General features: G+C 61.7%; 11 protein-coding genes and 5 pseudogenes. 8 read left to right on the top strand and 8 right to left on the bottom strand.

Going from position 1 to position 13,964, the window contains the following annotated elements; translation table 11 throughout:
- The first annotated feature begins 180 nt into the window (after positions 1-180).
- Both IVB24_RS38720 and IVB24_RS38715 read left to right on the top strand, forming a co-directional pair.
- On the top strand, positions 181-594 hold the full coding sequence (locus IVB24_RS38720; RefSeq protein WP_247774410.1) for a hypothetical protein: 414 nt from the start codon (positions 181-183) through the stop codon (positions 592-594).
- Between the two features lie 640 nt (positions 595-1,234).
- Positions 1,235-1,564, top strand: a pseudogene (locus IVB24_RS38715) (FMN-binding negative transcriptional regulator); the annotation flags it as partial.
- A gap of 538 nt (positions 1,565-2,102) precedes the next feature.
- On the opposite strand, the gene IVB24_RS38710 reads toward IVB24_RS38715, so the two are convergent.
- From IVB24_RS38710 to IVB24_RS38700, 3 genes are all read right to left on the bottom strand, one after another.
- The gene (locus IVB24_RS38710; protein ID WP_247360206.1) at positions 2,103-2,264 is read right to left on the bottom strand and encodes a hypothetical protein; all 162 of its coding nucleotides are present in this window, start codon (positions 2,262-2,264) and stop codon (positions 2,103-2,105) included.
- Between the two features lie 46 nt (positions 2,265-2,310).
- On the bottom strand, positions 2,311-2,670 hold the full coding sequence (locus IVB24_RS38705) for a hypothetical protein (protein WP_018456539.1): 360 nt from the start codon (positions 2,668-2,670) through the stop codon (positions 2,311-2,313).
- 67 nt (positions 2,671-2,737) lie between these two features.
- Positions 2,738-2,926, bottom strand: a complete 189-nt coding sequence (locus tag IVB24_RS38700) for a hypothetical protein (RefSeq protein ID WP_247774345.1) — start codon at positions 2,924-2,926, stop codon at positions 2,738-2,740.
- 800 nt (positions 2,927-3,726) lie between these two features.
- Here IVB24_RS38700 and IVB24_RS38695 point away from each other — a divergent pair.
- Positions 3,727-4,059 carry a hypothetical protein gene (locus IVB24_RS38695; RefSeq protein WP_247774344.1) on the top strand — a complete coding sequence of 111 codons (333 nt, stop codon included), beginning with the start codon at positions 3,727-3,729 and terminating at the stop codon, positions 4,057-4,059.
- 182 nt (positions 4,060-4,241) lie between these two features.
- Positions 4,242-4,541: pseudogene (locus IVB24_RS38690) on the top strand (IS21 family transposase); the annotation flags it as partial.
- A gap of 119 nt (positions 4,542-4,660) precedes the next feature.
- Here IVB24_RS38690 and istB (IVB24_RS38685) read toward each other — a convergent pair.
- Positions 4,661-5,473, bottom strand: coding sequence for an IS21-like element ISBj11 family helper ATPase IstB (istB, locus tag IVB24_RS38685; RefSeq protein ID WP_247300139.1), 813 nt, complete (start codon positions 5,471-5,473; stop codon positions 4,661-4,663).
- Positions 5,470-6,954 carry an IS21 family transposase gene (gene istA / locus IVB24_RS38680; RefSeq protein ID WP_247768157.1) on the bottom strand — a complete coding sequence of 495 codons (1,485 nt, stop codon included), beginning with the start codon at positions 6,952-6,954 and terminating at the stop codon, positions 5,470-5,472. The genes istB (IVB24_RS38685) and istA (IVB24_RS38680) overlap by 4 nt, the downstream gene beginning before the upstream one ends.
- Positions 6,955-7,178: 224 nt before the next feature.
- Between istA (IVB24_RS38680) and istA (IVB24_RS38675) the strand changes: the two are divergent.
- Together istA (IVB24_RS38675) and istB (IVB24_RS38670) are read left to right on the top strand one after the other, a co-directional pair.
- Positions 7,179-8,384, top strand: a pseudogene (gene istA / locus IVB24_RS38675) (IS21 family transposase); the annotation flags it as partial.
- An 8-nt stretch (positions 8,385-8,392) separates the two neighbouring features.
- Complete coding sequence (istB, locus tag IVB24_RS38670; protein ID WP_346771390.1) at positions 8,393-9,256, top strand: IS21-like element helper ATPase IstB; 864 nt, start codon at positions 8,393-8,395, stop codon at positions 9,254-9,256.
- A gap of 2 nt (positions 9,257-9,258) precedes the next feature.
- On the opposite strand, the pseudogene IVB24_RS38665 reads toward istB (IVB24_RS38670), so the two are convergent.
- Positions 9,259-9,593 (bottom strand): annotated as a pseudogene (locus IVB24_RS38665) (transposase); the annotation flags it as partial.
- Positions 9,594-10,451: 858 nt separating this feature from the next.
- Between IVB24_RS38665 and IVB24_RS38655 the strand changes: the two are divergent.
- Positions 10,452-10,598 (top strand): annotated as a pseudogene (locus IVB24_RS38655) (IS3 family transposase); the annotation flags it as partial.
- Positions 10,599-11,100: 502 nt separating this feature from the next.
- On the opposite strand, the gene IVB24_RS38650 reads toward IVB24_RS38655, so the two are convergent.
- Complete coding sequence (locus IVB24_RS38650) at positions 11,101-11,289, bottom strand: hypothetical protein (RefSeq protein ID WP_247360190.1); 189 nt, start codon at positions 11,287-11,289, stop codon at positions 11,101-11,103.
- 277 nt (positions 11,290-11,566) lie between these two features.
- Complete coding sequence (locus IVB24_RS38645) at positions 11,567-12,994, bottom strand: caspase family protein (protein WP_247774409.1); 1,428 nt, start codon at positions 12,992-12,994, stop codon at positions 11,567-11,569.
- 262 nt (positions 12,995-13,256) lie between these two features.
- Here IVB24_RS38645 and IVB24_RS38640 point away from each other — a divergent pair, with 262 nt between their 5' ends.
- Positions 13,257-13,838, top strand: a complete 582-nt coding sequence (locus tag IVB24_RS38640) for an OmpA family protein (protein ID WP_247774342.1) — start codon at positions 13,257-13,259, stop codon at positions 13,836-13,838.
- Positions 13,839-13,964: the final 126 nt, after the last annotated feature.

Genomic DNA, 13,964 nt, shown 5'->3' with positions numbered 1-13,964 from the left:
GCCGAGCCCGCGGCCGGCGAGCTTAACGGGGCAAGCCTAATGCTTCGGTCTTGGCATTTGCAAGGTCGGTGCTGAGCGGGAGGAAAGCCCAGAATGCGGGTTCCCTTCCCAATTCGTTCTGGACAGCCGCATGGTCCGATGTAGGCTCATCATCATATTTTAATGATTTCGTTGCGGAGTGTGGCGTTGAGTTTTCAGCTCACCATCCTCAAGGTTCTGGACGGCCATCCCAGCGGCCGGGCGACGCTCGAAGAGCTGAAGCGCTATCTTGCCGTGCTCATGACCAGCGGGCCGGAATGGACGGCGCGGATGAAGCGCATGGAGACCCGTGCCGGCGGCAGCGTGGACATGTTCGGCAAGAAGCTGATTGTGCGCGAGCCTGGCGAGTGGCGCATAACCGACGCGGGCAGGGCCTTTCTCGCCGCGCTGGAGCGTCCACCAGCCGAGCACGAGCCGACGCTTGATTACTTGATCGATGACGCGCCGTCGAGGGGTCCCCCGCCGCTTTCCAATACGCCGCAACGTCGCGTCAATGATCGCAAGGGGCGTCCCGGGAGGAGGGGGCGGACGCCACGAGAGCGCCGGTCGGCGTAGACCAGGAGGAGTGACGATGACCAACGTGCTTCCTTGGTACGCGGGACTTGTTGTCTGGATCATCATCATGGGCGTGGCAGTCGGTATTCTGGCAGCGGCCATGCATGATCGCCGTGTCAGGCGGTAAAAACGGAGACAGGGTTGACGCGATCGACGCAAACCACGGATCGTGTTGGGCGACATTGCAAGGCTCGCCACGACGACGACCTGGCTGACAATTACCTCCGCGCCGGCGGCGTCGCGGCGATCTGGATCGACGGAGGCCGGGCACATCGGCGCGGCGGACGATGCGACCGTCGACGACCAGCCGGCCGCATCGTTTATTGCTGCATCCGCGGCGATCACTTCCGCCTCAGCTATCACCTGTACGATTGGAAGCACTCCGTCCAGGCAAGCCCCTTGTCATCGCGCGCAAGCTCGAGGAGATGGTGGCCAGGCTCTCTAGAGGACGCTCGCGCCGCGGTGGCGGCCTTCCACGCCGCCATCGAGAAGATGGAGGCCGTGCGGCGAACTATTCGACTTCAAGGCCGCGTTCAAGGCCGCCCGGAACGTGGACCCAACCATCCGCTACTAGGATTACCTGCGCGCCCGAAGGCGGCTATGCTGGATGGCCACCGAGGCGCAGCGGTAAGGCTGCCGTATGGTTGCGCATGTGTACGGACGTGTCACGATCCGCGATGATGAGCGTTACGTCCGCGGCATGGTCGCGCGCCTGACGCGCATTCATGAGGCGAAACAGGCCAATCCTTGGAAGATGACCGACAGCCCCAAGGACTACATCGACACGATGCTCAAGATGATCGTCGGCATCGAGATCGAGATCACACGCCTGGTCGGCAAGTCGAAGCTGAGCCAGAACAAAGAGGTCCGGGATATCGTCGGCGCCGGCAATGCCCTGAAGGCACAGGGCAACATGATCGGCGACGCGATGCTGGCCGTTGCCGCCGTCAAGGCGGAGCAGGCCTCATAGCCAGAGATCCCAAAAAAAGACCATCGCGGCGACGCCGATCGTCGATACAGCAACGATCTCCGATCGAAACACCTCGGTTGACCTGCTCATTTTGGCGGCCTTGCGCTCCAACTGCAAAGCAGAGTGCAGCTCTTAGCAGGCAATCAGTTAAGGGCTATCGAACTCTCAGCGGCCCTCGCATCGAATAGAGCGAGCGGAAGTGATCGGGGTTGTCGACCCAGTTCGATATAGGTCTCCATGACACGCCGCAGCTGGGCCTCGCTGTTGGAATGTCGCGCGCGCAAGCCAGTCAATGGCGGGCTCTCCCTGAGTCGCCCTTTAGCTTCCGTGGTCATTGTCGCTGCAATTGTCTGCTCGTCCCTATCCTGCCGCAGCGGCCAGGGCGTCATTCGGTCGATTGGGCTTCGCAGCCAACGGCCGTGTAGCTCAACTTCATACGGGAGGTCGCCTGTTCCCCGTTCTCGGACATCGGGCAGCGATCGCGTCGCGAGCTGACCTGCTAATGCACGGCTTCTGACGGTTGCCCTGGCCAGACCGTCTATTCCGGCACGTCAGCTCTCGGCCGCGGATGCACCCTCGCGTCAACCAAGACCTCGGTGATAGCGTCGCGGAGGCCGTCGCGATCCAGGATGCGGTGCAGCCAATCGACCGTGGTCTGCGCGTCGTCCTCGCGTGTCAGGTAGTTGGCCAGCGCGTTCATCGCGTCGTCATAGCTCTGCTCGAGGCGGCGGTCAGGGGCGCCATGCTCACACAGCTCCGCGCAGTGGAAGTGCCAGTTGGACAGCAAACGGCCGGGTAGCATTCGCTTCGATGAAGGCGCGCAGGGCTGGCGTGATCTCGGCGTTGCCCGCGGCGCGCTCACCAAGCTCATCTGCGACCTCGCTGGTGGCGTCGCGCGACCAGCCATCAACGGCGTTGAAAGCCACGATCCGGACCGGATAGGCGTACTGGCCCGTGATGAGGTCGCGGATGATCGTCTCGAAGTCGGTGTCCTGCTCGTCGGTCTCGCGCCATGAGCAGCCGGCCCGGGCACCGAAATCCTCCAGGACGAGGTAGATGTCCCGGTCGAGCCGATCCAGCGGCACGATGGACGGCGCATGACGCATGACGCAACTCCTACTGCGAGAAAGGCAATCCTGCTGACGGTCGTTCGTTCCGGGATCGGCTCGGCCCTCAAGATGGCATTGCTGCGAGTTGCAGCGTCAAGCCGACTATCTCGACTCGACCGCTGACGAGCAGCCGTTCGACAACCGCGTCGCTGATCACCTTGGTGCCGAAGCGCCAGCCACCGCGCGGGCGACGTTCAAATGGGCCATGTTCAAGCAGACGCAGAAGATAGCGCAGGTTCGTCCGATCCATCATTGAGTAGCCTCGCCCCAGTGCCGGCGGCGGGATCGTCCTTTGACACGCGCCCAGAGTCAATCGTGGGCGGCACGATCATGGAGGTTGCAGCCGGAGTTTTGTCGCGGGCAGGCAAAACGTAGGTCTGCCATGTCACTGCGCGAATGGCCTCAAGAAGCCGCTTAACGTTCAGGTGCTTGATCGGCATCAAGGTCAGCCCTGCCGATCCTGTACGGTGCGGCCTTGTAGCCGAACAACTCCTTTCCGGCTGCTGAGCGATCGGCCCGTCCTCCAGGGTACATCGGGCCCGTTCTTTAAGGCCATTGATGGAACCTCTGGTTCCTCTGGAACTTGTCCTACCCCGGACGCCTTACCGCCGATTATTGTCCGGGATGGAATGGCGGCCCCAGCCTGCAGCCCCCCGCTGGGGCCGTTTTGTTGCCCGCTGGGCGGGCGGAGGGCACGCAAGCTCCACGAACGCCATAAGAAAATGCCGCCCGCTTGAAATAAAGCGCAGGCGGCGTTCCAGCCCCGAGAGGGATTAGCAAAATCCCGGACATTCATTCGTCTGAACGGTCAGCGTAAAGGTTCAGGTGGCGGAGCGCTGGCCAGCGCGGGACCACAGCTAGGGCGGCAACGCCATTTGGCCGGCTCTTAGCAAGCTCCGGCTTGCTATCCTGGGCATGCCCATAGCTGCTCTTGTACTGGGCTCAGCCAGTCTTGCAGATTAGCAGCAGACACGGGCTGGAGGCCGCTGGGGCAATGAGACAGGCACGCTACCCCCTGAGACAGGCGGCTCGATGAACCCCGGGAAGGGCGCGTTGCCGCCGATGGTGTTCTCCTCGCGCGACGACTGGACAACTTCTCGCCGATCACTGCAGCAGCGCGGTGCGCGCACTCCGGCGACGCGCAATGGCTGGGCCTGCGCAGCTGCAGCACGTCGAGAGCGCAAGCGTAGATATGGTGCGACGATCAAGGACGCGATGACGGCGCTGTGGGAGGCGTGGGATTGGGCGTGCGGCAAGCGGCTCAAGGCGATGATCCCGACCTTGCTGCCCGCGAGCAATATGGCCGATTGCAGCTTGGCCAGGCGGACCGTGATCGTGTTCTGGCCATCAACGCCGCGACCGTCGATCGCCCGCTCATCGAGGTGAAGATCGCGGCGAGCGGCGGCAGGCGGCGGCGTGCCCGAGGCGTTCATTTCTTCAGCCTCAGATAGGTCTGTCATTCGGCCTGCAATATTGACCCCCTAAGCCGGGGGATCGGCGTCCAAAATTGACCCCCTACAGGTTGGTCTGTTGCGCTGCCTGCTTCGTAACAAAGCAGGTGGTGGGGGATGCTGATCGTGGAGACGATTGCCCGGATCCGGCGCGAGCACTTCATCAAGGGCAAGACGATCAAGGAGATCGCCCGTGACCTGAAGGTGTCGCGGAACACGGTCCGGAAGGTGCTGAGGTCGGGAGAGACCTCATTCGAGTACGAGCGGCAGGTGCAGCCGCGGCCAAAGCTCGGACAATGGGCAGTCGAACTTGACGGGCTGCTTGCGTCGAACGTGACTAAATCCGCTCGTGAACAGTTGACGCTGATCCGGATCTTCGAAGAGCTGCGCGGCCGCGGCTATGACGGCTATAGCGCGACAATCTGGATGGGAAGCGCGCGACAATCAGGATGGCGAGTGGGTGTCGCGGCGAGGTGATGATTGCCGCGATGATTGTCGCGCGCAAGAGTTTTGTTCGCTCTGATTGTCGCGGAGCGTCAATCAGCGAGTGTTTTTGGTGTCGCGTGCGAGGATGGTCGCCCTGGACCACGCTTCCGCTCGAGCGCGGTGCGCCTGCGATAGCTTTCGACGTTCATCTCGACGATGGTGGCGTGGTGAACGAGGCGATCGATGGCGGCGAGCGTCATAGCAGGATCCGGGAAGACCCTGTTCCACTCTCCAAAGGGCTGATTGGCGGTGATCAGCATGGAACGCCGCTCGTAGCGAGCGCTGATGAGCTCGAACAGCACGCTGGTCTCGGCCTGGTCCTTGGTGACGTAGGCAAGATCATCGCAGATCAGGAGGTCGAAGCGATCGAGGCGGTTAATGGCGGCCTCGAGATTGAGCTCGCGCCGCGCCACCTGGAGCTTCTGGACGAGATCGGTGGTGCGGGTGAAGAGGACGCGCCATCCGTTCTCGATAAGGGCCAGGCCGATGGCTGCCGCCAAGTGACTCTTGCCGCCGCCGGGCGGGCCGAACAGCAGCAGATTGGCGCCCTTGCCGAGCCAACCATCGCCGGCGGCGAGCGCGGTCACCTGTGCCTTGGAGATCATCGGCACAGCCTCGAAGTCGAAGTTGTCGAAGGTCTTTCCAGCGGGCAGCCGCGCCTCGACGAGATGGCGCTCGACGCGGCGGCGGCCGCGTTCGGCGATCTCGTGCTCGGCAATGGTGGCGAGGAAGCGGGCCGCCGGCCAGCCTTCCTTGTCGGACTGCTCGGCAAATTGCGGCCACAGCACCTTGATGGCTGGCAGCCGCAACTCGTTGAGCAATAGATTGAGGCGCGCGGTGTCAATGGTGTTGGCCGTGCTCATGCGGCACCTCCGATCTCGCCGGCACCGATGAGGCACTCATAGGTGGCGAGCGGTGCGAGCTGCACCACGACGTGCGGCACGCAGGCCGGATCGGGAGAGAAGTAAGCGCGCAGCCGGTTGAGGTCGGGCAGTCGGCCGGCATCAAGCTCGGTCGCGAGCTGATCGGCGAGTTCGGCCTCGCAGCCGCGCTCATGGGCCAGTACGAGCAGATCGACCATGATCCGGCAGGCTTTCCTGTCCGGCAGCCGTTCGCGCAAGCAATCGAAGGTTCGGCGATAGGCATCGCGCGGGAACAGCCGATCACGGTAGACGAGATTGAGCAGCGCCATTGGCTTGCGCCGCAAGGAATGGATCACGTGCCGATAATCGACGACCTGGTCGTGCTTGCCGTTGGGATGCGGCCGCCCACGCGGCAGGGTGACGAGATGGGTGCCGCCGACGAACACGTCGAGACGATCGTCGTAAAGGCGCACCCGCAGTTGGTGCCCGATCAAACGCGACGGCACGGTGTAAAACACCTTGCGCAAGGTGAAGCCGCCGCTTGACGTCACGCGGACAATCACCTCCTCGTAGTCCGAGGTGCGGCGATCTGGCAACGCCTGCAGGGTGGCGCGCTCGTGGTCGATCCGCTTGGCGTTGCGGGCATTGCGGCGGCTGACGATCTCGTCGATGAAGCCGCGATAGGCGGCGAGATCATCGAAGTCGGCAGTGCCGCGCAACAGCAGCGCATCGGCGATCGTCCGCTTGAGATGGCCATGCGAGCTTTCGATCGCCCCGTTCTCGTGGGCGATGCCGCGATTGTTGCGGGAAGGCCGCATGCCGTAGTGGGCGCAGAGGTCCTCGTACCGCCTGGTCAGATCGTCCCTCGCATTGCGATCGAGATTGCAGAAGGCGGCCGACAGGCTGTCGGTCCGATGCTCCCGCGGTGCCCCACCGAGCGACCATAGGGCATTCTGCAGCCCTTCGGCCAATGCGACGAAGCTCTCGCCACCGAGCACGACATGGGCGTGTTCAAACCCGCAATAGGCCAACCGGAAGTGATACAGGCGATGATCGAGCGGCACGCCAGCGATGGCGACCCCAAGCTCGCCCATATCGGTGAAGTCGGACAGGCCGACCTGGCCCACTTCGTGGGTCTGGCGGAAGATGACCTCCTGCTCCTCGCCGTGGATCGCCCGCCAGGCGCGGATCCGGCGCTCGAGCGTGCGGCGGATTCCAGCCCCCAGCTCAGGATGGCGTCGGAGCATCTCCTCGAAGATGGCCACGGGCCGCACGCCGGGAGCCGCCTTCAGCATCGGCACGACCTCCAGGCCGAAGACGTTGGCCAAGGGATCCGGCCGGCGCCTTTGCCGCGGTGACTTCTTTTGCGACGGAAGGCGCAGATCCTTCTCGAGCCGATAAGCGGTCGACGAACTGAACGACGCCTTCGCGGCCGCCTCTGGCGGCGAATTGGTTTGACGGAACTTCATGTAGAGCCTCATCTGGTGATCGGTGACATGGCAGCCTGGCAACGGGTGATTCCTCTTTGGCGAGAAGAACCATCCATCACCGGCCAGCCGCGATCACCAGACGGCGCGGTCCGGTCGGATCGCGCCGTCGCCGGGCTCGTAACTCCGGTCGGGCTACGCCCTCCCTGCGTCACGAGCCCGGCGAAGCTCTCTCATCCTGATTGACGCTGCACTTCCATCCTGATTGCCGCGCCGCAGACGGCGGTTACGATGCGGTGCGGCGTTACGCCAGGCGCTGGAGCAAAGAACGCGGGCAATCGACCGCAGCCGCTTATGTTCCGCTGAGCTTTGCCCCAGGCGAAGCCTACCAGTTCGACTGGAGCCACGAGGTGGTCTTGCTGAGCGGCACCACGGTGATGGTGAAGGCCGCCCATGTCCGGCTCTGTCACAGCCGCATGCTGTTCGTGCGAGCCTATCCGCGGGAGACGCAGGAGATGGTGTTCGACGCCCACGACCGGGCGTTCGCCCTGTTCAAAGGCACCTGCACTCGCGGCATCTACGACAACATGAAGACCGCGGTAGAGACGATCTTCGTCGGTAAAGGGCGTCTCTACAATCGCCGCTTCTTGCAGATGTGCAGCCACTATCTGGTCGATCCGGTCGCCTGCACGCCAGCGTCGGGCTGGGAGAAGGGGCAGGTCGAGAACCAGGTCGGGCTGGTCAGGGAACGCTTCTTCACGCCGCGGCTGCGGTTCAAAAACCTCGACGAGTTAAACGCCTGGCTGCTCGACAAATGCATCGCCTACGCCAAGGCTCATCGCCATCCGGAGTTGGTTGATCAGACGATCTGGGACGTGTTCGAAGCCGAACGCCCCAAGCTCGTTCCCTATGCCGGCCGCTTCGACGGCTTCCATGCCGTGACGGCGTCGGTCTCGAAGACCTGCCTGGTGCGCTTCGACAACAACAAGTACTCGGTCGCAGCCAGCGCAGTCGGACGACCGGTCGAGGTTCAAGCCTATGCCGATCGCATCGTGATTCGTCAGGATGGACGCATCGTTGCCGAGCACCCGCGATCCTTTAGTCGCGGCGATACCGTCTACGACCCCTGGCATTATGTGCCGGTGCTCGTCCGCAAACCCGGCGCCCTGCGCAACGGTGCTCCCTTCAAGGACTGGGTGCTGCCGGCCGCGATCGAGCGGATCCGGCGCAAGCTTGCCAGCACCGACGATGGCAATCGGCAGATGGTCGACATCCTCAACGCGGTGCTGACTGACGGTCTCCCCGCGGTGGAAGCGGCCTGTGCCGAAGCGCTCAGTCACAGCGTCCATTCCGCAGATGTCGTTCTCAATATCCTGGCCCGTCAACGTGAACTCGCCCCACCGGCCAACATCATGACGCCGGCCGCACTGACGCTCCGTCATGCACCGATCGCCGATTGTGCCCGCTACGACAACCTCCGGAGGACCATCTGATGGAACGAACCCAAATCTTCGACCTCATGGGCGAACTCAAGCTCTATGGCATGAAGGCGGCCTTCGACGAGATCATGGCGACCGCTGTCAAACGCCAGCACGAACCTCAGCGCATTGTCGGCGACCTGCTCAACGCCGAGATCAATGAGAAGCAAGCCAGGTCGATCAAATACCAGCTCACCATTGCCAAGCTGCCACTTGCCAAGGACATCGCCGACTTCCAGTTCGATGGCACGCCAATCAATCAGACTCTCGTCAATGACCTCGCCGGCGGCGGCTTCATCGCCCAGCAACGCAACGTCGTACTGGTTGGCGGCACCGGCACAGGCAAAACCCACCTGGCCATTGCCATCGCCAGAAGCTGCATCCGCGATGGCGCTAGAGGACGCTTCTACAACGTCGTCGACCTCGTCAACCGGCTCGAGACCGAGACCCGCAACGGACGGCAAGGACGGCTCGCCGAGCATCTGACCCGGATGGACTTCATCGTGCTGGATGAACTCGGCTATTTGCCCTTCGCCCAGTCGGGTGGCCAGCTTCTGTTCCACCTCGTCAGCCGGCTCTATGAGCGCGCCTCCGTCATCGTGACGACAAATCTCGCCTTCGGCGAATGGCCGAGCGTGTTCGGCGACGCCAAGATGACCACCGCGCTGCTCGACCGGTTGACCCATCACTGTGACATCGTCGAGACCGGCAACGACAGCTGGCGGTTCAAAAGCCGAGACGACGATCACGCCACCCGCGCTCGTCTCGCCTCCGCTATCCCGGCCAGCTCCGACGAGACGAGCGCTACCAGCAAACAACGCCGCGCAAAGGGGTCAAAATTGGACGCCGATGAGGGGTCAAAGTTGCAAGCCGATTGACAGGCGATCATGGCTTGGACCGGCGGTCGAGCTCCGCCATCGCAAAATAGGCGCTTGCCTTGCGCAGGATCTCGTTGGCTTGCCGAAGTTCGCGGTTCTCCCGCTCGAGGGCCTTCAGCTTCTCGGCCATCTCGGTCGGAACGCCGGCCCGTTGCCCGCTATCGACTTCGGCTTTCTTGACCCAGTCATGCAGCGTCTGCGGCGTGCAGCCGATCTTGGCCGCAATCGAGGTCACCGCCGCCCAGCGCGAGGGATGCTCGCTCGCGTGATCCAAAACCATCCGAACCGCACGGGCCCGGACCTCGGGTGAGAACTTGTTCGTCGTCTTGCTCGTCATGGCTCCATCCTCTCAGGAGTTGGAGCCTCCGGCAAACCCGGGGCGGTTCAGTTCACGGCCTAATACGCCTGCAGAGTATTAGGAAGCGAAATTCCAAGGGCAATTGCCGCTGCAGATCCACAAAGACGGCGGTAGCTCGCGTTCTCAATGGCCGCAATGCACTCCAGGACGGACTTGCACGCATCCTCGATCTAGACGATCTCCGCCATGGCTGTGCTTTTCGACGATATAGCGGCCCACCAGTTTGCCGCCTGTCTGTTTCTCGTAGGCTGCATCGACGCGCTTGGGCTGTGGTTTTGTCATTGGTCCTCCAGTGTCCCTCTAAATAAGTCCGAGTTGAAAGGCGATCGGTCCCAGTCAAGTCTCTAGACCATGATCTCACGGTTTGCACCGTGGAAGGCAAGTTGAACTCCTGTTGGCGAGTTGCTTCGAACGCGTATTGAAAGCTCCGGCGGCGCACCCACCGGTTCCTACATCCACAATTTTCCCTATTTGCCAGTCTCCGCTCGTGTCTGAATGTTATTGACCGAGGGAAAATCCAGTATTTTACGGTTGTGAAATTTTTACGGGCCGGGAGTAGTTTCGCGGCAAGGAGGCGTCATGAAGCCATCAGAGATTTACAAAGAAAATGCCGAGAACTGCGCCATTCTAGCGGAAGGAGAGCCATCTAAGGATAGCCCTGCTTACAAGCGCTACAGGCGCATGGAAGACGCATGGCGGTCTTTGGCCGAGGAGCAGGAATGGCTGGATGGGGAAGTCCCACCCGTCCGGAGTGCCGCCACAACGAAAAGGCCCCCTGCTTAGGCCGGTGAACCGTCTCGGGTTTGCCGGAGGCTCCAACTCCTGAGAGGATGAGCCATGACGAGCAAGACGACGAACAAGTTTTCACCCGAGGTCCGGGCCCGAGCGGTTCGGATGGTTCTGGATCACGCCGGCGAGCACCCGTCGCGCTGGGCGGCAGTGGGGACAATCGCGGCCAAGATCGGCTGCACGCCGCAGACTGTGCCGCCGAAGCACTTGAAACGATCGCCGCCGCCGCGCCTCAGCTTGAACGCGTCGCTGACGCCCTGGAGACGATCACTGCTTTGCTTGCGAGCTGCATCGGGGTTGGCTCAGCTCGGTGCTACGCCGACGGCGGGCGGTTTAGCAAAGAAGTGCCGACCAACTCAACTATCTGCGCACCGGCAACGGCGCCAAGCTGTTTACGTGTGACGCGGACAACGCGGAGAGCGGCAATGACTGATCGCGACGTAGTTACAGCACTGAACGCACTCGCCGAAACGCCCAATCAAGCAGCGGTGAAGCTAGACGCGATTAGCCGCAGCGCTGTCGCGAGCGGGCTCTTGCCGCACGTTGCACCGGGCTCGCCAGTCGCGCGCGTGGTAGAGCAGGGTGAGCGGTACGCCGCAATGATGCCGCAACCCGCTGAGCGCACGAAGTGGACACCGCCGAAAGTATAGTTCAAGGGCAGGCCGCGCAGCATATTCGCTGCGCAGCTCTGTTTTTGTCAGCGTTGGTGACCCAGGCCGATGCCCAACACGAGGGCCTTTTGGCGCAGAGAACCGATAGTTCGCTTCATATCCTTCGAGATTTTCAGGACTGGCGTTCGATCCTTCGAGTGCTTCTTGAGCGACCGTAAATCAGCGGGTGTCCACTCGCGGCGCGTCGGCTTCTTCTTCTTGGCAGGACGTTTCAAGTTAGCTCCTTAGTTCTTCGAGGGACGGCGCTGTTAGCACAGCGACTGCGATCTACAAACTAACAAGTAGGTAATAGCGAGCCGGCCGCAGGACATCAGCCAGTTAACACTGAACTTGATCGTCATCGTGTCGGGCAATGGCTGCCAGCGGTCCGATCTCGTCTCCCCACCGGATCCACTGACAGAGTTCAATTTCTTGCGGTCTAGCTCACCCAAGAATTGGGTCCTTCACTTTGCAAAGGTCTTAGAATTTCAACCTGGGCTCGTTGATCACGGGCTACCGTCGGAACATACCGTGCATCATACCTCCGAAAAGTTGCCCCGGACCGGCAAACGGTCCGCCACCCCCGCCAACACTGCCACCGCCACCGCTACCGCTACCGCCCCGGCGCGCTCGCCGGGCGGGCTTGTCCTCGGACGGTTCGTCGCTGCTTCCCGAGTTGCTCGCAACAATCTCTCCAAGTAACGCCTTGTGCTGGAGCTTGTTGAGATAGCCGGTCGACGGATAGCCGCGGGCGGCCTGCCATCGCTTGAGTACCGAGCGGGTATCGACGTTGAATGCACCGGTCACCTTGATGTCAAACCCGAGCCCGTTGAGGCGACGCTGCACGTCGCGGCGTTGACCCTTGTCGAGGCCGATCTGATCCTCTGTAAGCTGGCTGGCATCATCGGTGAAGGTGGCAGGATCGACACCAGAGGTAAGGTTGCGGGCTGTGGTCGACGGGCCGTTCTCGATGGCAGCGAGTCGCGCCAGCGCCAACGCCCTGAACTGACCGTTTGGATATGCCGAGAGATATGCGTTCAGTTCTTCGGACTTGTTGGTCTCTTTCACCGAGCGCCAGTACTCAAGCTCGATACCGTCCGAATGACTGCTGGTGTTGGCGGCCGGTGCGCTGGTGGGTGGGCTCGGTGTGGCGTTGGCAAGCTGAGTCTGCTGCGCTGGATTGAGGTAGACGGCGCCGATCAGGTTGGTGTGGCCCCAGGGAAGCTGACCTTTTTGCGTTTCCTCGTTGACCTGCGCGCGGACTGAGGTCATGGCCTGCTGGATCTCGACCCCCGGCTTGGTGATGTTGTCGATCAGCGCGCGGGTGAAAGGGCTATTGTTGCCCTCCTGGCCGTCGAGCGCTGTTTGGCCTGGGCCAGTTGCAAATGCGATCAGAGTGCCTTCGCCGGACTTCATTTCGGCCAAGCCACTCTGCACGTTGACGCCACGGGTCGTCGAGTTGGCCTTGATCTTGGCAGCGAAGGGATTGTCTCGGCAGGCATCGAGAAACACCAGTTTGACTTTGGCGTCGCTCATGGTTTGGTCAAGGGTCAGGTCGATGTTGATGGCCGCGCCAAGCTTGACGTCCATCTCGGACTTGATGTCGGCATCAACGGGCAGCAAATAGTTGCTGCCGTCAACCGCGATGCCGTGGCCGGCATAATAAAACACTGCGACGTCGGAGCCCTGTGTTTTGCGGCCGAAGTCCAGCAGCTTGGCCGTCATCTGATCGCGGGTGAGGTTCGAGCCTTCGATTACCTCGAATCCGACATTGCGCAGCGTCGCCGCCATTGCCTTGGCGTCGATCGGCGGGTTGGGCAATGGCGTCACCTGCCTGTAGGCGCCGTTGCCGACGACGAAGGCGACGCGCTTCTCAGCAAGGGCTGCATTCGCGCTCGCTAGAAGAGCTGCTGCCGTTGATGTTGCGATGAAAAAGCGCATGAATGTTGCAAATAAGAAGCGCATGATCTTGTCTCCTCGCTTGCCTGCAAAATGATGCTCCATTCCCGCCAACCTGACAATTGATTGCAATACTGAACCGATGCCGGAGAGCGGATTGTGATCTAAATCACGCCGGTATCGTGGGCCTTCATCGAACTGGCGGCGCGCTCTCCCGGAAGCGCAAGATCGAATACTATTGTCGTTTGCGTGACGTGCGTCACAGTCTGGTTCCAGGATGCATCTATTCGGTGCTGCATTTTCGATGACAGCAGGATTCGCGCTCGCCGGAGAGGTCAACGTCTCAGCCGACCAGATCCTCTCCGCCCTGAAGCCGAAACAGCTGACCCGCAGCCTTTCTGTTGCTCCGCATGCGGACCCGTCTGCAAAGGGGCACACAAACGCCCTCCTGGACAGCGTTCGTAACCGCGAAACCCGCTCACTATCGTCGAGCGAACGCGAGGAGATCGCGGAGATCGCCTCGACCAAGCCAAATATCGATCTGGAGATCAGGTTTGACTTCAACTCAGCCGCCATCAGTCCGATCTCCGTGACCTCTGTCGAGGCGCTGGGCAATGCCCTGTCGGATCCGAGCCTGAAGGGTTCGACTTTCGTGGTCGCCGGGCACACCGATGCGATTGGCAGTGATGCCTTCAATCAGGATCTTTCCGAGCGACGAGCCGACGCCATCAAACGTTATCTGGTCGAGCACTACGGTATCTCCGGGAGCGATCTCGTTACCGTCGGCTATGGCGAGACTAGGCTGAAGGACTCAGATCATCCCAACGCTGGGGTCAACCGCCGGGTCCAGGTCGTCAATATGGAAACGAAGACCGCTTCGCAATGAAATGTCCAGTCTGATCGAGATTTCGACCTAAGAGACTTTTGGTCCCTTATCCTGACCGCACCCTTCGCGGCCATCAGCCTTCAATCAGAACTCAGATCAGCTTCTTAACGGACGACTAGAGAATTG

It is taken from the genome of Bradyrhizobium sp. 192 (assembly GCF_023100965.1).
Classification (GTDB): domain Bacteria; phylum Pseudomonadota; class Alphaproteobacteria; order Rhizobiales; family Xanthobacteraceae; genus Bradyrhizobium; species Bradyrhizobium symbiodeficiens.
Note: the sequence above shows the minus strand (reverse complement) of the source record. Positions and strands in the feature narration are given on the sequence as shown.